The sequence below is a fragment of the Pseudomonas fluorescens genome (assembly GCF_000802965.1).
Classification (GTDB): domain Bacteria; phylum Pseudomonadota; class Gammaproteobacteria; order Pseudomonadales; family Pseudomonadaceae; genus Aquipseudomonas; species Aquipseudomonas fluorescens_A.
Genome location: NZ_JSAK01000018.1, coordinates 215,925 through 235,482, shown reverse-complemented (window position 1 = coordinate 235,482; position 19,558 = coordinate 215,925). Strand labels below are relative to the sequence as shown.

Below are 19,558 nucleotides of genomic sequence, written 5' to 3'. Positions count from 1 at the left end.
GAATTACCCGATGCCATTGCGCCAGCGCCTTGAAAACCTTCCTGTCGGCCAGAAACTCCTGGCCGCCCTGTTGGTGCTGTTGACCACGGTTTTGCTGGTCGCCAACCTGACCTTTATCAGCGCCGCGTATTACATCTCCCAGGAAAGCATGGCGCCCCAGGCACTCCAGACCATTGGCCGACTGGTATCCAATCCGAGCCTGGTGGACCAGGCGCTGGAGTCACCGCAAAGCGCGCAACGCTTGCTTGATGAACTCAACAGCTATTCCCCCCTGCGCGCAGCCGCGCTGTATGACGGCAAGGGCGAGCGCCTGGCGCAGTTGCAACACGGTGATCATCTGAACCTGCCGTCGCGTTATCGGCATATCGAATCCTGGCAAGCCACCGAATTTCGCAGCAATCAAGTGATCACCCTGCCCCGCCCCGGCACCGCGCCGGGCCATCTACTCCTGGTGGCCAGCAGCGAACTGCCAATGGCGTTCTATACCGGGACATTGACCGCCAGCCTCGGCATCCTGATATTCAGTGTGCTGCTGTGGCTGATCATCGCCCGGCAGATCAAACGCCTGATCACCCGGCCGATCCATCAACTCGAAGAGTTGTCCCGGCAGGTGACCCGCGAAGAGAACTACGCCCTGCGCGCCTCCCGGGGCAACCACGACGAAATCGGCAGCCTCGCCGAAGCGTTCAACACCATGCTTTCGCGCATCGAAGCGCGGGAGCAGCAACTGAAACGGGCACGGGACGACTCCCAGGCTGCGTATGACCAGGCCCAAGGCCTGGCCGAAGAAACCCGGCACACCAATCGCAAACTGGAACTCGAAGTCCAGGTGCGCAGCAAGATCGAGAAGAAGCTCACCGGGTTTCAGAATTATCTCAACAGCATCATCGACTCCATGCCCTCGGCGCTGATTGCCCTCGACGAGCAGCTCTACGTGACGCAGTGGAATCAGGAAGCCAGCGCCCTCTCCGGAACACGCCTGGACGAAGCCCTCAACCAGCCGATCTTCCTCGCCTTCGAACCGCTCAAGCCGTTTCTGCCGCAACTCAAGCAGACCGTTGAACAACATACAGTGGCCAAGATCGAGCGCGTGACCTGGATCAAGGACGATGAACCCAAACACTACGCCCTGACTTTCTACCCGCTGATGGGCGGCGCCGGACGCGGCGTGGTGATCCGGATCGACGACATCACCCAGCGCCTGTCCCTGGAAGAAATGATGGTGCAGTCGGAGAAAATGCTGTCCGTCGGCGGCCTCGCCGCCGGCATGGCCCACGAGATCAACAACCCGCTGGGCGCGATCCTGCACAACGTGCAGAACATTCGCCGACGCCTGTCTCCGGAACTGCCGAAGAACCTTGAGCAAGCCGAGCAAATCGGCATCGAGCTGGCGACGGTCAATAATTATTTGCAAGCACGGGAAGTCCCGCAGTTACTCGACGGCATCCAGCAGGCCGGTGCGCGGGCGGCGAAAATTGTGACCCACATGCTCAGCTTCAGCCGCCGCAGCACCCGGCAAATGGCCCCTTGCGACCTGCCGGCGCTGATCGATCAAGCGGTGGAAATCGCCGGCAACGACTTCGACCTGGCCATCGGTTTCGACTTCAAGGGGCAGGCGATCATCCGTCAGTTCGATCCTGCGCTCGGCCCGGTGCCCGGCACCGCCAACGAATTGGAACAAGTGCTGCTCAATCTGTTGAAAAACGCTGCGCAAGCCATTCACCAGCGTGAAGACGACAGCGAACCGGGGCGGATCATCCTGCGCACCCGACTCAATCCACCATGGGCGGAAATCCAGGTCGAAGACAACGGCATCGGCATGAGCGAAAGCGTGCGCAAACGCACGTTCGAACCGTTTTTCACCACCAAGGAAATTGGCCAGGGCACCGGTCTGGGCTTGTCAGTCTCGTACTTCATCATCACCAATAACCACAAGGGCCAGATGGAAGTGCAATCGACCCTGGGCCAAGGCACTTGCTTCACCTTGCGCCTGCCCTTGGCGGGCACTCAGCTCGTCTCTCAAGAATTCAATCAGCTATCGAGGTAACCATGGGCTTTCGCTTGTCGAAAATTTACACCCGCACCGGCGACAAAGGCGAAACCGGCTTAGGCGACGGCCGTCGTGTGCCCAAGGACCACCCGCGGATCGAAGCCATTGGTGAAGTCGATACGCTCAACAGCCAAGTAGGCGTGTTGTTGGCCGGGCTGACGGCGGGGAGCGCCGAATATCCGGAGTTGCAGGAAGTAATCGAGGTGCTGGCACCCTGTCAGCATCGCTTGTTCGACCTCGGTGGTGAACTGGCGATGCCGGAGTATCAGGCGTTGAACGTGGCGGAAATCGAACGCCTGGAAGCGGCGATTGATGTATGGAATGAGGAGCTGGGGCCGCTAGAGAACTTCATTCTGCCGGGTGGTTCGATGTTGATTGCCCAGGCACACGTCTGCCGCAGCCTGGCCCGCAGTGCCGAGCGCCGGTCTCAGCATTTGAATGCCGTCGAGCCCTTGGCCGGGGTGGGTTTGGCGTACATCAATCGCTTGTCGGATTTGCTGTTTGTAGTGGCGCGGGTGATTGCCAGGCGCCAGGGGATCGCAGAGATTCTTTGGCAGGCGGCGGCGAAGCCTGAGGTTTAGCCGGCGCCCGTCAGGCCGCCTTCGCGAGCAGGCTCGCTCCTACAGTTGATTGCGTTTTTTACTGAAACGACTCGGTCAACTGTAGGAGTGAGCCTGCTCGCGATGAGGCCAATGGCTACACCAACGGATCAGGCCAAAACGCCCGAATCCCTGCGACACCCTGGGCACCCGCTTCCCAGGCCTTCTGAACTTCCGCCGGCCCCACACCACCGAGCAGGAATACAGGTCTGCTAAATCCCTCGATCAAGCTCGAAGCCTGCTCCCAACCCAGCGGTTGCGCCCCTGGATGAGTCAACGTCGGCTGCACCGGCGACAAGGTCACGAAGTCGACACCCATCTCTTCAGCCAATGCCAGCTCTTCAGCGTTATGGCATGACGCCGCCAACCAGCGCGATGCCGGCAACGGCCGACCGGCAGCGGCGTACTTGCGCAACTGCGCAGAGGTGATGTGCCAACCGGCGGACGGGAAATCCCCCAACCACTCGAAAGGCCCCTTGATCATCAACTGCGCCTTGCCGGCACACAGCCCCACGGCATCCACCGCCAGATCACGGTACTTCGGATCGTAACCATTGGGTGCGCGCAGCTGGATCAGTTTGATCCCGCCCGCGATGGCTTTCTGAATGCCCCGCAGCAACGCCGGGGTTTCCAGGTCTTCCGGGGTGATCAGGTACTGCTCGGGTAGCCGCGCGGCAGCGACGATCGGCCGGTTGGCCTCGGGAAATTCGTAGCTCGACAACTCACGCGCCGTCACCCACGCCAGTGGTTGACCTTCGGCGCCGTGCGGCTCGCCAGTAAACGCCGAGACTTCCCAGACATCCAGCAACACCTGCTTGTCCGGGTAATCGTGGCGGACCTTGATCAATGGGCGCGCCGCGCTGACCACGATGCCAAGCTCTTCGTGCAACTCGCGGGAGAGTGCGGCCTCGACCGACTCATCGGCCTCGACCTTGCCACCGGGAAATTCCCAAAGACCGCCCTGGTGCTGAGTGTCGGCACGCCGTGCGATGAGGATCTTGCCGCTGTTATCACGGATAACGGCGGCGGCTACGTGAACTCGTTTCACCGCTCGATTTCCTCCAGTCCGGCCTTCTGCCAGGCCTTGAACGCCGGCCATTGGTAGACGGTTTCAACATAGGCTTCGTCAGCCGCGGGCAGTTTCACCTGATAGGTGCGCAAGCGCACGGCAATCGGGGCAAAGAACGCATCGGCCAGGGATATACGGCCAAACAGGTACGGGCCACTTTCGGTCGCGGCGGCGCGACACTCGGCCCACAAAGCCAGCATGCGCTCAACGTCCGCTTGTACATCAGCGGGAACCGGTGACAGCGGTGCATCGCGGCTCAGGTCGAACGGCATATTGCCGCGCATGGCGAAGAATCCGCTGTGCATCTGCGCGCACGCCGAACGGGCCTGGGCACGGGCGCTAACGTCTTTGGGCCAGAGGGCTGCGTCCGGGAACTGTTCTGCCAGGTACTCGGCAATTGCCAGAGAATCGGCGATGGTGCCGTGCTCGGTTTTCAGCAGCGGGACTTTGGCGGTCGGCGAGTGCTTGAGCAGACGTTCGCGGGTGTCTGGCTGGTTGAGCTTGATCAGCTCTTCGGTGTAGGAAGCACCGGCCAGATCAAGGGCCAGGGCGCCACGCAGGGACCAGGAGGAATGCAGTTTGTCGCCGATGATCAGATGAAGGCTCATGTTCGGGACCTTTTGATGAGGTGGACAGGCCAAATTTTTGCGTCTGGGTATCCGTCATCGCGGGCAAGCCCGCTCCCACAGTGACAATGTTGAACACAATATTTGTGTGCGCCACCGAACCTGTGGGAGCGGGCTTGCCCGCGATGGGGTCGACTCGATCTTAAGTACGGTACTCAGCGTTGATCTTCACGTACTCGTGGGACAAATCGGTGGTCCAGATGGTTTCGCTGCAATCGCCGCGACCCAGTTCGATACGGATGGTGATCTCTTCCTGCTGCATCACCGCCGCGCCCTGGGCTTCGGTGTAGGTCGCGGCACGGGCGCCACGGCTGGCGATGCACACTTCGCCGAGGAACACGTCGATCTTGCTAACGTCCAGGTTTGGAACGCCGGCACGGCCCACGGCGGCCAGGATGCGGCCCCAGTTCGGGTCGGAAGCGAACAGCGCAGTCTTGATCAGTGGCGAGTGGGCCACGGTGTAACCGACGTCCAGGCATTCCTGATGATTGCCACCACCGTTGACTTCAACAGTGACGAACTTGGTCGCGCCTTCGCCGTCGCGAACGATGGCCTGGGCCACCTCCATGCAAACTTCGAACACCGCTTGCTTCAACTTGCCGAACAGCTCGCCGCTCGCTTCGGTGATTTCCGGCAGTGCGGCCTGACCGGTGGCGATCAGCATGCAGCAGTCGTTGGTCGAGGTGTCGCCGTCGATGGTGATGCGGTTGAACGACTTGTTGGCGCCATCCAGCATCAGGTTTTGCAGGACGTCGCGGGAGACTTTGGCGTCGGTGGCGATGTAGCCGAGCATGGTGGCCATGTTCGGGCGGATCATGCCCGCGCCTTTGCTGATGCCGGTCACGGTGATGGTCACGCCGTCATGCTGGAACTGGCGGCTGGCGCCTTTCGGCATAGTGTCGGTGGTCATGATGCCGGTGGCGGCCGCTTCCCAGTTATTCACCGACAGGTCATCAAGGGCGGCTTGCAGTGCGCCTTCGATTTTCTCGACCGGCAGTGGCTCGCCGATCACGCCGGTGGAGTACGGCAGCACCAGGCTGGCGTCGACACCGGTCAGCTCGGCCAGTTTGGCGCAGGTGCGCTCGGCGGCGGCCAGGCCTGGCTCGCCGGTACCGGCGTTGGCGTTGCCGGTGTTGGTCAGCAGGTAACGCACCGGGCCTTGCACACGTTGCTTGGCCAGGATCACCGGAGCGGCGCAAAAGGCGTTCAGGGTGAACACACCCGCCACCGTCGAGCCTTCGGCACAACGCATAACCACAACATCCTTGCGCCCCGGGCGCTTGATACCGGCCGAGGCAATACCGAGTTCAAAACCGGCAACCGGGTGCAACGTTGGCAAAGGACCAAGACCAACAGCCATGAATGCGCTCCTTACTCAATGATGTCTGCACCGCGTCAGTAAGAGCGGTGGTTTAAATGGCAAAACGCCGCGACGGCATAGGCCGGTCGCGGCGCGGGTATTTCAGCGTATGAAACGGGTTTTACTGGATCTGCCCGTGGCAATGCTTGAATTTCTTGCCCGAACCGCAGTAGCACAGCTCGTTGCGACCCAGCTTCTGATCGTTGCGAACCGGTGCTGTGGCGAGGGCCACATCGACCTCTTCACCCAACACTTCCGGCTGCTCCAGACCTGGGGCTTCTTCATGCAGGAACTGCATGCGCGCCGCCAGTGCCTCGGCTTCCTGACGCAGACGCGCCTCTTCTTCGGCCGGATCTTCGCGGCGAACCTGAACGTGCGACAGCACACGGATCGAGTCGCGCTTGATCGAATCCAGCAGCTCGGAGAACAGCGTGAACGACTCGCGCTTGTATTCCTGCTTCGGGTTCTTCTGGGCGTAGCCACGCAAGTGGATGCCGTGACGCAGGTGATCCATGGTCGACAGATGGTCTTTCCACAGGTCGTCCAGCACACGCAGAACGATTTGTTTCTCGAAGGTGCGCAGCGCTTCGGCGCCCGCCTGGTCTTCTTTCTCGTTGTACGCCGCGATGAGCTCCTGCATCAGCTTCTCGCGCAGGGTTTCCTCGTACAGGTGATCGTCTTCGTCGAGCCATTGCTGGATCGGCAATGCTACACCGAAGTCGCTCTGCAACGCGGCTTCCAGACCGGCCACGTCCCACTGCTCAGGCAGCGATTGCGGTGGAATGTGCGCACTGACGGTAGCGTTGAGCACGTCCTGACGGAAATCGGCGATGGTTTCACCGATGTTGTCGGCAGCCAGCAACGTGTTACGCATGTGATAGATCACTTTACGCTGTTCGTTGTTGACGTCGTCGAACTCGAGCAGTTGCTTACGAATATCGAAGTTACGACCTTCAACCTTGCGCTGAGCCTTTTCGATGGCGTTGGTCACCATGCGGTGCTCGATCGCTTCGCCAGGCTGCATGCCCAGGGCTTTCATGAAGTTCTTCACCCGGTCAGAGGCGAAGATACGCATCAGGCTGTCTTCCAGCGACAGGTAGAAACGGCTGGAACCGGCGTCACCCTGACGACCCGCACGACCACGCAACTGGTTGTCGATACGGCGCGATTCGTGACGTTCGGAAGCGATCACCTGCAAACCGCCCGACTCGAGCACTTGCTGGTGACGTTTCTGCCAGTCGGCCTTGATCTGGGCAATCTGCTCAGGGGTCGGGTTTTCCAGCGAAGCCACTTCCACTTCCCAGTTGCCGCCCAACAGGATGTCGGTACCACGACCGGCCATGTTGGTAGCGATGGTCAGTGCGCCTGGGCGACCCGCCTGGGCGATGATTTCAGCTTCTTTTTCGTGGAACTTGGCGTTAAGAACCTTGTGTTCGATGCCTTCCTTCACGAGCAAGCTGGACATGTGTTCGGAGGTTTCAATGGTTGCAGTACCCACCAGCACCGGACGGCCCGCGGCCATGCTTTCCTTGATGTCGGCGACGATTGCCGCGTACTTCTCTTCGGCAGTCAGGAACACCAGGTCGTTGTAGTCCTTACGGGCCAACGGCTTGTTCGGTGGTATGACCATGACCTGCAGGCCATAGATCTGATGGAACTCGAACGCTTCGGTGTCGGCCGTACCGGTCATGCCGGACAGTTTGTTGTACAGACGGAAGTAGTTCTGGAACGTTGTCGATGCCAGGGTCTGGCTTTCGGCCTGGATGTTGAGGTTTTCCTTGGCTTCGATGGCCTGGTGCAGGCCTTCGGACAAACGACGGCCCGGCATGGTACGACCGGTGTGTTCGTCGACCAGGACAACCTGACCGTCCTGCACGATGTATTCAATGTTGCGGTTGAACAGCTTGTGCGCACGCAGACCGGCATAAACGTGAGTCAGCAGGCTCAGGTTATGCGCCGAGTACAGGCTCTCGCCTTCAGCCAGCAGGCCGATGCGGGTAAGGGTTTCTTCGACATACTGGTGACCGGCTTCGTTGAGTTCGACCTGACGGGTCTTCTCGTCAACGGTGTAGTGGCCAGCCTTGGTGACTTCGCCTTCGACTTCTTCGACGTGCAATTCCAGCTGCGGGATCAGTTTGTTGATCTCGATGTACAGCTTGGAGCTGTCCTCGGCCTGACCGGAAATGATCAGTGGGGTACGGGCTTCGTCGATGAGGATGGAGTCCACTTCGTCGATCACGGCAAAATTGAGTTCACGCTGGAATTTTTCTTCCACGCTGAACGCCATGTTGTCGCGCAGGTAATCGAAACCGAATTCGTTGTTGGTGCCGTAGGTGATGTCGGCGGCGTAGGCAGCGCGCTTCTCTTCCGGCGGCTGGAACGGCGTGACCACACCGACCGTCAGGCCGAGGAATTCATAGAGCGGACGCATCCAGTTAGCATCACGACGGGCCAGGTAGTCGTTCACCGTCACAACGTGCACGCCCTTGCCGGACAATGCGTTGAGGTAAACGCCCAGTGTTGCCACCAGGGTCTTGCCTTCACCGGTACGCATTTCAGCGATCTTGCCTTCATGCAAGGTCATGCCGCCGATCAGCTGGACATCGAAGTGGCGCATACCCATGACGCGCTTGCCGGCTTCGCGGGCGACCGCAAAGGCTTCTGGCAGCAGCTTGTCGAGGGTTTCCCCTTTGGCGATGCGGGCCTTGAACTCATCTGTCTTGGCACGCAATTGATCGTCCGAAAGGGCTACCATTTGCTCTTCGAAGGCATTGACGAATTGCACCGTCTTGAGCATGCGTTTGACTTCACGCTCGTTCTTGCTTCCAAAAAGTTTCTTTAACAAAGGCGCAAACATATCGGCAGGATCTTCCACACTAAAGGGATGGAGGGCGGCCCCGTGAGTCGCCCGTGCAGCCCTCATGGCCGCATGCGAACGAGCATTCTACCCGGAAACGGTGGTGAGGAAAGTGGCGATATTCCACGATGCTGGCACTGCGCTTTGTCGGGGCTCACTTAAAATAAGGGCGTTTTGCTCAACTTCAACCCGTTCAAGGAAGAAGTTAGTTGTTGATTTAATGGGTAAAGCATCCACAAAAGCAATGGCGCGAGTTCATCCGGTGCTTTCTGCTACCATGGCGGCTCTGTTACTTCAGGTGTCTGATCATGGCATTTCGCCCACTTACGGCCAAAGTTCCGGCCGTTCTACTACGCGAAGCCAAGCCGCTTAAAGCCATTCTTGGCCACGCTCAACGCCTGGGTCATCTGCAACGTTTGCTCGAAAGCCAATTGCAACCCGCCGCTCGCGAACACTGTCATGTGGCGTCGTGGCGCGAAGGCAGTTTGTTGCTGATTGTCACCGATGGCCATTGGGCCACCCGTCTGCGCTACCAGCAAAAGCGCCTGCAACGGCAATTGCAGATGTTCGACGAGTTCACCAGTCTCACGCGGATTCTGTTCAAGGTTCAGCCGCCTACCGTTCAGCAAGGTGCGGCCGGGCATACGATGGATTTGTCCAATGATGCGGCTGCGACCATTCAGGCGACGGCGGATGGCATCAGTGATCCGAATTTGCGGGCGGCGCTGGAGCGTTTGGCTGCGCACGCCAAGCCCAGGAATTAGAAGCAAGATCAGAACATCGCAGCCTGCTGCAGCTCCTACAGGGGAACACTGCCGCAGGTTGCGATCTTTGCTTTTAACGGCGTTTTTTGCCGCCTAATAACGAGCCCATCAACCCTCGTACCAACTGTCGGCCTAATTGATTCGCCGCCTGCTGCATCGCCGACTTCAGCGCCTTCCCGGCCGCCGTGCCGAGAAACTCTCCGGCCTGTTCGGTGAAACTCGGTTCAGCCGGTTTGCCCGGTACCACTTCAGGTTCCGGCGCCAACCCCTTGCGCCCCATCAGCACTTCATACGCCGACTCGCGATCAATCGGCTTGTCATAACGACCCTGCAACGACGAACCGGCGATCAGCCCCCGACGCTCGGCATCACTCAGCGGCCCGATCCGCGATTGCGGCGGTGCCACCAAGACTCGCTGGACCATTTCCGGCGTGCCCTTGTCCTGCAAAGTGCCCACCAGCGCCTCGCCGATCCCGAGTTCAGTCAACACCGATAAAGCATCGAACGCCGGATTCGGCCGGAAGCCCTCGGCCACCGCACGCAAGGATTTCTGCTCTTTGGCAGTGAACGCACGCAAGCCGTGCTGAATGCGCAGACCCAGTTGCGCCAGCACGTCATCCGGCAAGTCGCCCGGCGACTGGGTGACGAAATACACGCCCACGCCTTTCGAGCGAATCAGCCGCACCACTTGCTCCAGCCGATCCTGCAAGGCCTTGGGCGTACCGGCGAACAACAAGTGCGCTTCGTCGAAAAACAGCGCCAGCAACGGTTTGTCACCATCGCCGCGTTCCGGCAGTTGCTCGAACAATTCGGCCAACAGCCACAACAGGAAGGTCGCGTAGACCTTCGGCGCTTCATGCACCAGACGGCTGGCATCGAGCAAATGAATGCGTCCACGGCCCTCGGCGGTCGGTTGCAGGATGTCTTCGAGTTGCAGCGCCGGCTCGCCGAACAGCGCTTCAGCACCCTGCTGCTCCAGGGTCGCCAGACGCCTTAATAAAGCCTGACTGGAACCGGTGGTCATCAACGCCGCGTCGTCGCCCAGCAACGCCGGATTGTCCTTGAGGTGGTTAAGCAGCGCCTTCAGGTCTTTCAAATCCAGGAGCAACAGGCCTTCGCGGTCCGCAACCTTGAACGCGGCGTACAGCGCCGACTGCTGACTGTCAGTCAGCTCCAGCAAGCTTCCTAACAGTAGCGGTCCCATTTCACTCAAGGTTGTACGTAATGGATGACCGGACTGACCGTGAATGTCCCACAGGGTGACCGGATAAGCCTGAGGCTTGTGATTCAACCACGACATCCCGGCGATCCGTTCGGCGATCTTGCCCTGGGGATTGCCAGCGGCGCCCAGGCCGCACAGGTCACCTTTGATATCGGCGGCGAATACCGCCACGCCAGCATCGCTGAAAGCTTCGGCCATACGCTGCAAGGTAACGGTTTTGCCGGTGCCCGTGGCCCCCGCAATCAAACCGTGACGGTTGGCCAGGCGCATGGCCTGGGCGATCGGCTGCCCCGCGAGATCGGCGCCAATAACGAGTTGCAATGAGTCAGGCATTTGGTCACCCATGGTTAAACTTTGATCGTTCATTGCCGATAACAGGACTGCGTTGATAATCCGCTAGGGCGAGGACGGAAATATCAACTTGATTTTACCGTCGCCCATGATGCGTTCCTTTTTATAAAAGCACGCCGTGGGAGTTAAGACCTTATCGGAGCTCCAAGCCATGAATAAAAACATGCTCTTCAGCCATAAGATCCTGCTAGCCGCCGCCCTCATCGTCACTGCCGCCTTTGCTTCATTTACGCTGTACAACGACTACAAGCAACGTAATGCGATCCGCAATGATCTGGACAACTACCTGCAAGAAATGGGCAGAGTGACTGCCAACAACATCCAGACCTGGCTGAACGGAGGCAGCCTGTTGATTGAAAACCTCTCACAAAACGTCGCGCTGAATCCTGACCCGAGCAACATTACCAAACTCCTTGAACAGAAGGCGCTGGCCGCGGCCTTCATGGGCGTCTTTCTGGGTAGCGTCGACGGCACCTTCATCATCCGCCCGGACGCCAAGATGCCAGAGGGCTTCGACCCCCGCATCCGGGATTGGTACAAGAGCGCCCAGCGCACCAGCGGCTCGGTATTGACCGAACCCTACATCGACATGGCCACAGGCCAACAGGTCATTTCCATCGTTCACAGTGTATTCAAAGACGGTCAATACATCGGCGCAGTCGGCGGTGACCTGAGTATGAAAATGATCATAGACAGCCTGAACGCGCTGGACTTTGGCGGCATGGGTCATGCGTTCCTGGTCAGTGCCGATGGCAAGATCCTGGTGCACCAAGACAAAACGCGGGTAATGAAAGCCCTATCCGAGGCTTACCCGAACAACACCCCTCGCATCAGCAGCGAGTTCAGTGAAATCGAGGTCGATGGCAAAACCCGTATTGTCACGTTCACCCCCATCAAAGGCCTGTCTTCGGTCAACTGGTACATCGGTCTGTCGGTGGATAAAGAAAAAGCCTTCTCGAAGCTCAGCGAATTCCGCACCTCTGCGATCATTGCGACCATCATCGCGGTAGCAATAGTCATCGCCCTGCTGGGCATGCTGATCCGCTTCCTGATCCAGCCGTTACACGTCATGACCCGCGCCATGGCCGACATTGCCGACGGCGAAGGCGACCTGACCAAACGCCTGACCATTGTGAACAACGATGAATTCGGCATCCTCGGCACCGCGTTCAACCGTTTCGTGGAACGCATTCACGGTTCGATCCGCGAAGTGTGCTCGGCCACCGGCCAAGTCAACGAAGTGGCGTTGCGTGTGGTAGCGGCTTCGAACTCGTCGATGTACAACTCCGACCAACAGGCTTCGCGCACCAACAGCGTGGCAGCGGCGATCAATCAGCTCGGCGCCGCCGCCCAGGAAATCGCCCGCAACGCCGCGCAAGCGTCGAACCAGGCCAGCGATGCCCGCAGCCTGGCGGAAGACGGCCAGCAGGTGGTGGATCGCAGCATTGTCGCGATGAATCAACTGTCGAGCATGCTCAGCGCCTCCAGCAGCAACATCGAGTCGCTCAACAGTAAAACCGTGAACATCGGGCAGATTCTTGAAGTGATCACCAGCATCTCCCAGCAAACCAACCTGCTGGCGCTCAACGCCGCCATCGAAGCGGCACGGGCGGGTGAAGCCGGACGCGGGTTTGCCGTGGTGGCCGATGAAGTGCGCAACCTGGCGCACCGCACTCAGGAATCAGCACAACAGGTGCAGACCATGATTGAGGAACTGCAAGTTGGCGCCCGGGAATCCGTCAGCACCATGAGCGACAGCCAGCGCCACAGTCAGGACAGCGTGGAAATCGCCAACCTGGCCGGCGAGCGCCTGAGCAGCGTGACCCAGCGCATCGGCGAGATCGACGGCATGAACCAGTCGGTGGCCACGGCGACCGAGGAACAGACGGCCGTGGTCGAGTCGATCAACGTCGACATCACCGAGATCAACACCCTCAACCAGGAAGGCGTGGAAAACCTGCAATCGACATTGCGCGCCTGCTCGGATCTTGAGCAACAGGCTGCGCGGTTGCAGCAATTGGTAGGCAGTTTCCGCATCTAGCGTCGGATCACCAACCAATGTGGCGAGGGAGCTTGCTCCCGCCGGGTTGCGAAGCGACCCCAAAATCAGTGTCGGAGGTGTTTCAGGATGAACACTTCGGCTGATTTACGACTGCTTCGCAGCCGAGCGGGAGCAAGCTCCCTCGCCACAACAAGTGCCTGACTCAGTCACCACCCGCAAAACCCCAACCGAACATCTATTCTTCAGTAAGGTCAACCAAGGGAGATCAACGGACCGGAGGGATGTTCATCGTGCATATCGCGGACATAACCATGTTCTACGCCCCCGCCAGCGGTGGCGTGCGCACTTATCTGGATGCCAAGCATCGTCGCCTGTACACACGACCTGGCATTCGCCACAGTTTGCTGATCCCCGGGGCTTCCTTCAGTGAACAGGATGGCATCTACACCGTCCCCGCTCCTGCCCTGCCCTTCGGCAAGGGCTACCGTTTCCCTCTCCGCCTCGCGCCCTGGCGCAATGTCCTGCACGATTTGCAACCCGAACTGATCGAAGTCGGTGATCCCTACCTCACGGCATGGGCTGCCCTGGACGCCCGACGGCAACTGGATGTGCCGGTGATCGGCTTCTATCATTCGGACCTGCCATTGCTGGTCAGTAACCGGATGGGCAACTGGGTTACACCCAACGTCGAGGCCTATGTCAGCAAGCTCTATGGCAACTTCGACCGGGTACTGGCGCCAAGTCAGGTGATGGCCGACAAACTGATCGGTCTGGGGGTGAAGAACGTTTTCGTCCAGCCTTTGGGCGTCGATTTGCAAACCTTCCATCCCGAGGCCCGCGATCCTGACTTGCGAGCCGAACTGGGTATTGATGAAAACACTCACCTGCTGATCTTTGCCGGACGCGGTTCCAAGGAAAAAAACCTGCCGGTCCTGCTCGACTGCATGAAGCGTCTTGGCCGGCGCTATCACTTGCTGCTGGTGGGCTCATCGATGCCGAGCGTCGTGCCCGCCAATGTCACTGTCATCGACGAGTTCTGTCCCGCCGCCCAAGTCGCGCGCCTGATGGCCAGTGCCGATGCGTTGCTGCACGCCGGCGACCAGGAAACCTTTGGCCTGGTGATACTGGAAGCCATGGCCAGCGGCATTCCGGTGGTGGCCGTGGCGGCCGGAGCGTTTGAAGAAATCGTCACCGAACAATGCGGCTTGCTGTGCCGACCGAACGATCCCCTGGCGATGGCCAATGCCGTGCACGAGTTATTCAACGGGGGCAGCGCGGTCCTTGGCCGACAAGCCAGACGCCACGTCGAGCAGCATTACGCCTGGGACACCGTAGTCAATAGCTTGCTCGGCCACTATCACGCCGTGCTCGGCACCCAATGGCCGCGAGTGGCCAATGGTTGAATCCATGAATAAGCCCAGCCTGCTATTGGTGTTGCACGACGTCGCGCCGCAAACCTGGGCCGATTACCAACCTTTCGTCGAAGCCGTCGACGCCCTCGGCGATGTGCCGATGACATGGTTGGTGGTGCCGGATTTTCACAAACACAACGATCTGCAAGCGCACCCGGCATTTCGCCGCCTGCTCAGCGAAAGGTCGGCCCGGGGTGATGAACTGGCGCTGCACGGCTATTTTCATTGCGACGACGGGCCGATCGCGAGCAATCCCCGAGACTGGTTCATGCGCCGCATTTATACCCACGAGGGCGAGTTCTACAGCCTTTCGCGGCAAGAGGCGCTCGCCCGCCTGCATGCCGGCATCGATGTGTTCGAACGTAACCACTGGCCGCTGCACGGCTTCGTCGCGCCGGCCTGGTTGATGAGCGAAGGCACCCGTCAGGCGTTACGCCAACTGCCCCTGAGTTACACCAGTGATCCGCAACACCTCTATCGTCTGCCGGACTTCACGCCGGTCGATGCGCCGGGCCTGGTCTGGAGTGCGCGCAGTGCCTGGCGCCGAGGTTTGTCGAAACTCGTCAGCGATCAGCGTGAGCAGCAGTGGCGGCAAGCACCGGTGATTCGGCTGGGCTTGCATCCGGTGGACATGCGACATGAGTTTTCGCGTAACTATTGGCTGCAAACACTCAAGCGACTGCTCGCCGAAGGCCGTGTGCCGATGACCAAGGCGAATTGGCTCGCACTGCAAAGTGACAGCGTGGGTCGCGCCGCATGAGTCGCGGGATTCTGCTGTTGATCGGCCTGCTCGCGGCGGTGCTGATTCCCTGGCTTTTGGGCGGGAGCGAGACCTGGTCGCGGCTGCAGAGTTTTCCGCTAAGCGAGTTGCTGATCATGTTCGGCATGATCCTGCTGTGCTGGGTCGTCAACACGATCCGCCTGCGCCTTTTACTGGGGGATCAGCGCGACAAGGTGAATCCGGTCAAAAGCCTCGGGGTGGTGATGGCCGCCGAATTCGCCTATTGCGCCACCCCCGGCGGCAGTGGTGGACCGCTGACGATCATGGCGCTGCTGGCACGCAACGGCGTCCGGCCGGCGCGGAGCAGCGCCGTGTTCGCCATGGATCAACTGAGCGATTTATTGTTTTTCCTCTGTGCGCTGAGCGGGATTCTGATTTACGCGCTGTTCCAGCATCTGAGCCAGCGAATGGAGTGGCTGCTGATCGTCAGCGCTGTCTCCATGTTCGGCGGGTTGCTCAGCTGTATGGTGGTGGCTCGCTATCACCGTTTGCTGATTCGCCTGAGCGGTCGATTGCTGGCGCGTCTCAACGTCCAATCGACGACCCGCGTGCGCTGGGCGCGAAAACTCCTGCATTTTCTGGCGGCATTTACTGACACGCTCAAGTTACCGTTTCAGACGCTGATCACGGTTTTTGCCTTGACCTGCCTGCATTGGATCTTGCGCTATAGCGTGCTTTATCTGGCGCTGCGTGGGCTCGGCGCGGATTTGCAGTGGGCCTGGTGTTTTCTGATCCAGATGCTGTCTTTGAGCGCTGGGCAGTTCAGCCTGTTGCCGGGTGGTGCCGGGGCGGCGGAACTGACGTCGGTGGCACTGTTAGCGCCAATGGTGGGGAAATCCACGGCGGCAGCGGCGATTCTGATCTGGCGGGCGGTGACCTACTACTTGTATTTGTTGGTGGGTGGGCCGGTGTTTTTGCTGATGCTTGGGCGACCGCTGCTCAAGAAGTTGATGAAATTCAGGCAAGCTTGATCGCGAATCCGTAGGAGCTGGCTTGCCGGCGATAGCGGGTTGAAGGTCAATGCAGGGCTCAAAATCCATCGCCAGCAAGCCGGCTCCTACAGGTCGGGGTCTTCGTTTTTATCGTCAGACTCATCCTGCAACTGTTCCCACAATTCGGCAGCGCCAGGAAACTCCGTGCCGTCTTCAGGGCTCATGTCATCCGGGTCGTAACGGCTCAAACATCCCTCGCCCAATGTGGCGGGTGCCTTGGAAGTGGCTTTGTCCAGTGGATCGGCCATGGTCATGTCCTCAGTGCAGAAACGGCGAAGGGCCTGGGCGATTGAACGCCCAGGCCCTTCTAATTTCAACCCTGTGATGTTGCTGTGATCAGAACACCACGGTTTTGTTGCCGTGCACCAGCACGCGATCTTCCAGGTGATAACGCAGGCCGCGGGCCAACACCATCTTCTCGACGTCCCGGCCGAAACGCACCATGTCTTCGATGCTGTCGCTGTGGCTGACACGCACTACGTCCTGCTCGATGATCGGGCCGGCGTCCAGCTCTTCGGTCACGTAATGGCAAGTCGCACCGATCAACTTCACGCCACGCAGGGAAGCCTGGTGATACGGCTTGGCACCGACGAACGACGGCAGGAAGCTGTGGTGAATGTTGATGACTTTATGGGCGTATTCGCTGCACAGCTCCGGCGGCAGGATCTGCATGTAGCGGGCCAGTACCACCACTTCAGCGTCGTGGTGTTTCACCAAACGTGAGACTTCGGCGAACGCCGGCTCTTTGTCCTGCGGGTTGACCGGCACGTGGTAGTACGGAATGCCGTGCCATTCGACCATGCTGCGCAGGTCGTCGTGGTTGGAAATCACGCAGGCGATTTCGCAATCCAGTTCATCGCTGTGCCAGCGGTGCAGCAAGTCGGCGAGGCAGTGGGACTCGCGGCTGGCCATCAACACCACGCGTTTCTTCTGCGCGGTATCAGTAATGCGCCAGTCCATCGAGAACTCTTCGGCAATCGGCGCAAACGCTTCGCGCAAAGCTTCGATACCGAAAGGCAGCGAGTCGGCACGAATTTCGTGACGCATGAAGAACCAGCCACTGAGATTGTCCGAGTGATGGCTCGCTTCGGTGATCCAGCCGTTATGAGACGCCAGAAAGTTACTGACTTTAGCAACGATGCCGACGCGGTCCGGGCAAGAAATCACCAGACGAAAAGTGCGCATGAGGGGGAAACTCCAGAACTTCGCAAAGGCGGCCATTCTAGCGATTGCGCAGCAAAACTGCAGTATTGATGACGGATGCCGCGCGCCGATGGTCAGCCACACCGGCTTTGGCGACGCTACGGGCTGCGCAGTCCCAGTGATGTAAACCCTCTTCAAGCACTCAATTGTGAATATCTGTACCGGGCACATCGAACTATTTAATCGCCCATTCAATGTGTGGTGAATTCACCGTAACTAATTTAAATAAACCCGGGTTTAATGTTTACTTGATGAAACACCCTGACTATTATTGCCGCACTGTTCCCTGCCCTCCTATGATCTGCATAAGGTAGTCATCATGTCCTTGATCAACGAATATCGCGCCACCGAAGAAGCTATCAAAGAGCTGCAAGCCCGTTTGAAGAACCTGTCCGAAGACGACAAACTGCAAACCGAGCTGGAATTCGAAGGCAAACTGCGCACCCTGATGGGCGAATACTCCAAATCCCTGCGTGACATCATCGCGCTGCTGGATCCAGAGTCCAAAACCAAGGCACCACGTGGTAGCGCAGTAAAAACTACCGGCACCAAACGTGCCCGCAAAGTTAAACAATACAAAAACCCGCACAACGGCGAAGTCATCGAAACCAAAGGTGGCAACCACAAAACTCTGAAAGAGTGGAAAGCCAAGTGGGGCGGTGACGTGGTTGAAGGCTGGGCTACCCTGCTGGGCTAAGCCAGAGCCTGTCACAGACAGACCTGCGATAAAAAATAACGCCAGCATTGCGCTGGCGTTTTTTATGCCTTGAGTTCAAGCCCCAGGAATTTTCGATTTCAAAGATTCAAACGTTTGCGTAATCCCTGGACATATTTTTGCCATTCATTCAGCACTTCTTGCTGAAGCGACGTCGCAGTAAGGTTCATTTTGGCTGCGGCGTCGGTGAAACTTCCCAAGGTATTCGGCGCTCCCCATTCAGGCTCCGATAAACGTTTCTGACAGAATATTCGCCAGCGTTCTTGCTCTTCGAAATTCAACGTATCTGGGAAGTTACGAGCGCGATATCGAAACAATAATTCAGGCAAACGTTCATCATCGAAAGGCCATTGCTCTTGCGATAATTGCGCCGGGTCGACGGTTCTGACTTGCTCGCATAGACGCCGATCACGGTCACCGATAAAACCGTCGTACAACTGTTGTTCAGGGTCCTGGCTGGAGGAAAAATCCTCGCGGGCGTAAATTGCCAGAACTTTATCCTGCCAAACTTTCTGCGCGTCATTTAGCCGCAGCGCACGCTCCTGATACAGGGCCATGTCCAGCCCCAGGCGTTGCTGGTCTTCAGCGCGAAGTACCGACAACGGCGCCACCACCGGGCACTTATTGATATGGATAAGCTTGAGCGGCACCGGCAACTCACCTTCGGCCAGTTCATCGCGACGGGTGTACAGCCGCTGACGCAAGGTTTCAGCGTCCAGATCCAGCAAGCCCAGAGGATCGAGGTGCAGGTCGCAGACGATCAAGGCGTTCTTGTTGCGCGGGTGCCAGGCCAGGGGCAGCACCACGCCAACATAGCTGCGCGCCGCAGAAAAGCGCCCGGAAATGTGCACCATCGGTTGCAACAGACGAATCTGATCCAGCACCTTTTGTTTGCTGCGTAATTGAAATAGCCAGTCATACAGCTTCGGCTGCTTTTCCCGGATCAGGCGCGCCAGCGCGATAGTTGCGCGCACGTCCGACAGCGCTTCGTGAGCACTGCCGTGATCAATGTTGTTGGCAGCGGTCAGACGTTCGAGTTTAAGGGTTACCCGCCCCTCCTCGTCCGTCGGCCAAACGACGCCATCCGGGCGCAAGGCATACGCCGCACGCACCACATCAATCAAGTCCCAGCGACTGTTACCGCCCTGCCATTCCCGCGCATAAGGGTCGAAAAAGTTTCGGTACAAACTGTAACGGGTCATCTCGTCGTCGAAACGCAAGGTGTTATAGCCCGCGCCGCAGGTTCCCGGGGCCGCCAATTGGGCGTGCACGCGGGTCATGAAGTCGGCTTCGTTCAGCCCTTGTTCGGCCAACCGCCCAGGGGTAATGCCAGTGATCGCACATGCCGCCGGATGCGGCAGGATGTCGTCACTGGGTTGGCAATAGAGGTTGACCGGCTCGTCTATTTCATTGAGATCGAAGTCAGTACGCAGCCCCGCCATTTGCAGTGGGCGATCGCAACGGGGGTTGATGCCCGTCGTTTCATAGTCGTACCAGAAGATAGAGGTCACGGGCTAATCCTGAACTGAAGATCGGCGAAGTCTAGGCGTTCACA

At 58.9% G+C, this 19,558-nt stretch carries 16 protein-coding genes and 1 pseudogene; 9 read left to right on the top strand and 8 right to left on the bottom strand.

The window, feature by feature from the left end; translation table 11 throughout:
• The first annotated feature begins 10 nt into the window (after nucleotides 1-10).
• Together NL64_RS16500 and NL64_RS16495 are read left to right on the top strand one after the other, a co-directional pair.
• Nucleotides 11-2,047 carry a sensor histidine kinase gene (locus NL64_RS16500; RefSeq protein ID WP_034149129.1) on the top strand — a complete coding sequence of 679 codons (2,037 nt, stop codon included), beginning with the start codon at nucleotides 11-13 and terminating at the stop codon, nucleotides 2,045-2,047.
• A 2-nt stretch (nucleotides 2,048-2,049) separates the two neighbouring features.
• Nucleotides 2,050-2,631: a cob(I)yrinic acid a,c-diamide adenosyltransferase gene (locus NL64_RS16495; RefSeq protein ID WP_034149128.1), complete on the top strand. Its 582-nt coding sequence runs from the start codon at nucleotides 2,050-2,052 to the stop codon at nucleotides 2,629-2,631.
• A 115-nt stretch (nucleotides 2,632-2,746) separates the two neighbouring features.
• Here NL64_RS16495 and NL64_RS16490 read toward each other — a convergent pair whose 3' ends face one another.
• From NL64_RS16490 to secA, 4 genes are all read right to left on the bottom strand, one after another.
• Complete coding sequence (locus NL64_RS16490) at nucleotides 2,747-3,697, bottom strand: Nudix family hydrolase (protein WP_034149127.1); 951 nt, start codon at nucleotides 3,695-3,697, stop codon at nucleotides 2,747-2,749.
• Nucleotides 3,694-4,326, bottom strand: coding sequence for a glutathione S-transferase family protein (locus tag NL64_RS16485; protein WP_034149126.1), 633 nt, complete (start codon nucleotides 4,324-4,326; stop codon nucleotides 3,694-3,696). The genes NL64_RS16490 and NL64_RS16485 overlap by 4 nt, the downstream gene beginning before the upstream one ends.
• 160 nt (nucleotides 4,327-4,486) lie before the next feature.
• Complete coding sequence (gene argJ / locus NL64_RS16480; RefSeq protein WP_034149125.1) at nucleotides 4,487-5,704, bottom strand: bifunctional glutamate N-acetyltransferase/amino-acid acetyltransferase ArgJ; 1,218 nt, start codon at nucleotides 5,702-5,704, stop codon at nucleotides 4,487-4,489.
• A 121-nt stretch (nucleotides 5,705-5,825) separates the two neighbouring features.
• The gene (secA, locus tag NL64_RS16475) at nucleotides 5,826-8,561 is read right to left on the bottom strand and encodes a preprotein translocase subunit SecA (protein WP_034149124.1); all 2,736 of its coding nucleotides are present in this window, start codon (nucleotides 8,559-8,561) and stop codon (nucleotides 5,826-5,828) included.
• 308 nt (nucleotides 8,562-8,869) lie between these two features.
• Here secA and NL64_RS16470 point away from each other — a divergent pair, with 308 nt between their 5' ends.
• A complete protein-coding gene (locus NL64_RS16470) occupies nucleotides 8,870-9,325 on the top strand; it encodes a DUF721 domain-containing protein (protein WP_034149123.1) in 456 nt (151 codons plus the stop codon).
• 73 nt (nucleotides 9,326-9,398) lie between these two features.
• On the opposite strand, the gene NL64_RS16465 is transcribed toward NL64_RS16470, so the two are convergent.
• Nucleotides 9,399-10,880, bottom strand: a complete 1,482-nt coding sequence (locus NL64_RS16465; RefSeq protein WP_034149239.1) for a helicase HerA-like domain-containing protein — start codon at nucleotides 10,878-10,880, stop codon at nucleotides 9,399-9,401.
• A 169-nt stretch (nucleotides 10,881-11,049) separates the two neighbouring features.
• Here NL64_RS16465 and NL64_RS31140 point away from each other — a divergent pair.
• The 5 genes and pseudogenes from NL64_RS31140 to NL64_RS16445 all read left to right on the top strand — a co-directional run.
• A pseudogene (locus tag NL64_RS31140) lies at nucleotides 11,050-12,081 on the top strand (HAMP domain-containing protein); the annotation flags it as partial.
• A gap of 93 nt (nucleotides 12,082-12,174) precedes the next feature.
• Complete coding sequence (locus NL64_RS31135; protein ID WP_437176923.1) at nucleotides 12,175-12,939, top strand: methyl-accepting chemotaxis protein; 765 nt, start codon at nucleotides 12,175-12,177, stop codon at nucleotides 12,937-12,939.
• A 242-nt stretch (nucleotides 12,940-13,181) separates the two neighbouring features.
• Entirely contained in the window at nucleotides 13,182-14,303 is a 1,122-nt protein-coding gene (locus NL64_RS16455; protein WP_034149121.1) for a glycosyltransferase family 4 protein, read from the top strand.
• Nucleotides 14,296-15,072, top strand: coding sequence for a DUF2334 domain-containing protein (locus NL64_RS16450; RefSeq protein ID WP_034149120.1), 777 nt, complete (start codon nucleotides 14,296-14,298; stop codon nucleotides 15,070-15,072). The genes NL64_RS16455 and NL64_RS16450 overlap by 8 nt, the downstream gene beginning before the upstream one ends.
• Nucleotides 15,069-16,064, top strand: a complete 996-nt coding sequence (locus tag NL64_RS16445; RefSeq protein WP_034149119.1) for a lysylphosphatidylglycerol synthase transmembrane domain-containing protein — start codon at nucleotides 15,069-15,071, stop codon at nucleotides 16,062-16,064. Before NL64_RS16450 ends, NL64_RS16445 begins: the two co-directional genes overlap by 4 nt.
• 86 nt (nucleotides 16,065-16,150) lie before the next feature.
• On the opposite strand, the gene NL64_RS16440 is transcribed toward NL64_RS16445, so the two are convergent.
• A complete protein-coding gene (locus tag NL64_RS16440; RefSeq protein ID WP_034149118.1) occupies nucleotides 16,151-16,333 on the bottom strand; it encodes a hypothetical protein in 183 nt (60 codons plus the stop codon).
• An 88-nt stretch (nucleotides 16,334-16,421) separates the two neighbouring features.
• Nucleotides 16,422-17,270 (bottom strand): formyltetrahydrofolate deformylase, encoded by an 849-nt coding sequence (gene purU / locus NL64_RS16435; protein ID WP_034149117.1) that lies wholly within the window; start codon nucleotides 17,268-17,270, stop codon nucleotides 16,422-16,424.
• A gap of 337 nt (nucleotides 17,271-17,607) precedes the next feature.
• On the opposite strand from purU, the gene mvaT reads away from it, so the two are divergent.
• Complete coding sequence (mvaT, locus tag NL64_RS16430) at nucleotides 17,608-17,985, top strand: histone-like nucleoid-structuring protein MvaT (RefSeq protein ID WP_034149116.1); 378 nt, start codon at nucleotides 17,608-17,610, stop codon at nucleotides 17,983-17,985.
• Between the two features lie 98 nt (nucleotides 17,986-18,083).
• Here mvaT and sbcB read toward each other — a convergent pair whose 3' ends face one another.
• The gene (gene sbcB, locus NL64_RS16425; protein ID WP_034149115.1) at nucleotides 18,084-19,514 is read right to left on the bottom strand and encodes an exodeoxyribonuclease I; all 1,431 of its coding nucleotides are present in this window, start codon (nucleotides 19,512-19,514) and stop codon (nucleotides 18,084-18,086) included.
• Nucleotides 19,515-19,558 lie beyond the last annotated feature (44 nt).

Coding starts and splice junctions, on each gene's coding strand:
- NL64_RS16500 (WP_034149129.1), top strand. CDS start 11: ATGCCATTGCGCCAGCGCCTTGAAAACCTTCCTGTCGGCCAGAAACTC.
- NL64_RS16495 (WP_034149128.1), top strand. CDS start 2,050: ATGGGCTTTCGCTTGTCGAAAATTTACACCCGCACCGGCGACAAAGGC.
- NL64_RS16485 (WP_034149126.1), bottom strand. CDS start 4,326: ATGAGCCTTCATCTGATCATCGGCGACAAACTGCATTCCTCCTGGTCC.
- argJ (WP_034149125.1), bottom strand. CDS start 5,704: ATGGCTGTTGGTCTTGGTCCTTTGCCAACGTTGCACCCGGTTGCCGGT.
- secA (WP_034149124.1), bottom strand. CDS start 8,561: ATGTTTGCGCCTTTGTTAAAGAAACTTTTTGGAAGCAAGAACGAGCGT.
- NL64_RS16470 (WP_034149123.1), top strand. CDS start 8,870: ATGGCATTTCGCCCACTTACGGCCAAAGTTCCGGCCGTTCTACTACGC.
- NL64_RS16465 (WP_034149239.1), bottom strand. CDS start 10,880: ATGCCTGACTCATTGCAACTCGTTATTGGCGCCGATCTCGCGGGGCAG.
- NL64_RS31135 (WP_437176923.1), top strand. CDS start 12,175: ATGTACAACTCCGACCAACAGGCTTCGCGCACCAACAGCGTGGCAGCG.
- NL64_RS16455 (WP_034149121.1), top strand. CDS start 13,182: ATGTTCATCGTGCATATCGCGGACATAACCATGTTCTACGCCCCCGCC.
- NL64_RS16450 (WP_034149120.1), top strand. CDS start 14,296: ATGGTTGAATCCATGAATAAGCCCAGCCTGCTATTGGTGTTGCACGAC.
- NL64_RS16445 (WP_034149119.1), top strand. CDS start 15,069: ATGAGTCGCGGGATTCTGCTGTTGATCGGCCTGCTCGCGGCGGTGCTG.
- NL64_RS16440 (WP_034149118.1), bottom strand. CDS start 16,333: ATGGCCGATCCACTGGACAAAGCCACTTCCAAGGCACCCGCCACATTG.
- purU (WP_034149117.1), bottom strand. CDS start 17,270: ATGCGCACTTTTCGTCTGGTGATTTCTTGCCCGGACCGCGTCGGCATC.
- mvaT (WP_034149116.1), top strand. CDS start 17,608: ATGTCCTTGATCAACGAATATCGCGCCACCGAAGAAGCTATCAAAGAG.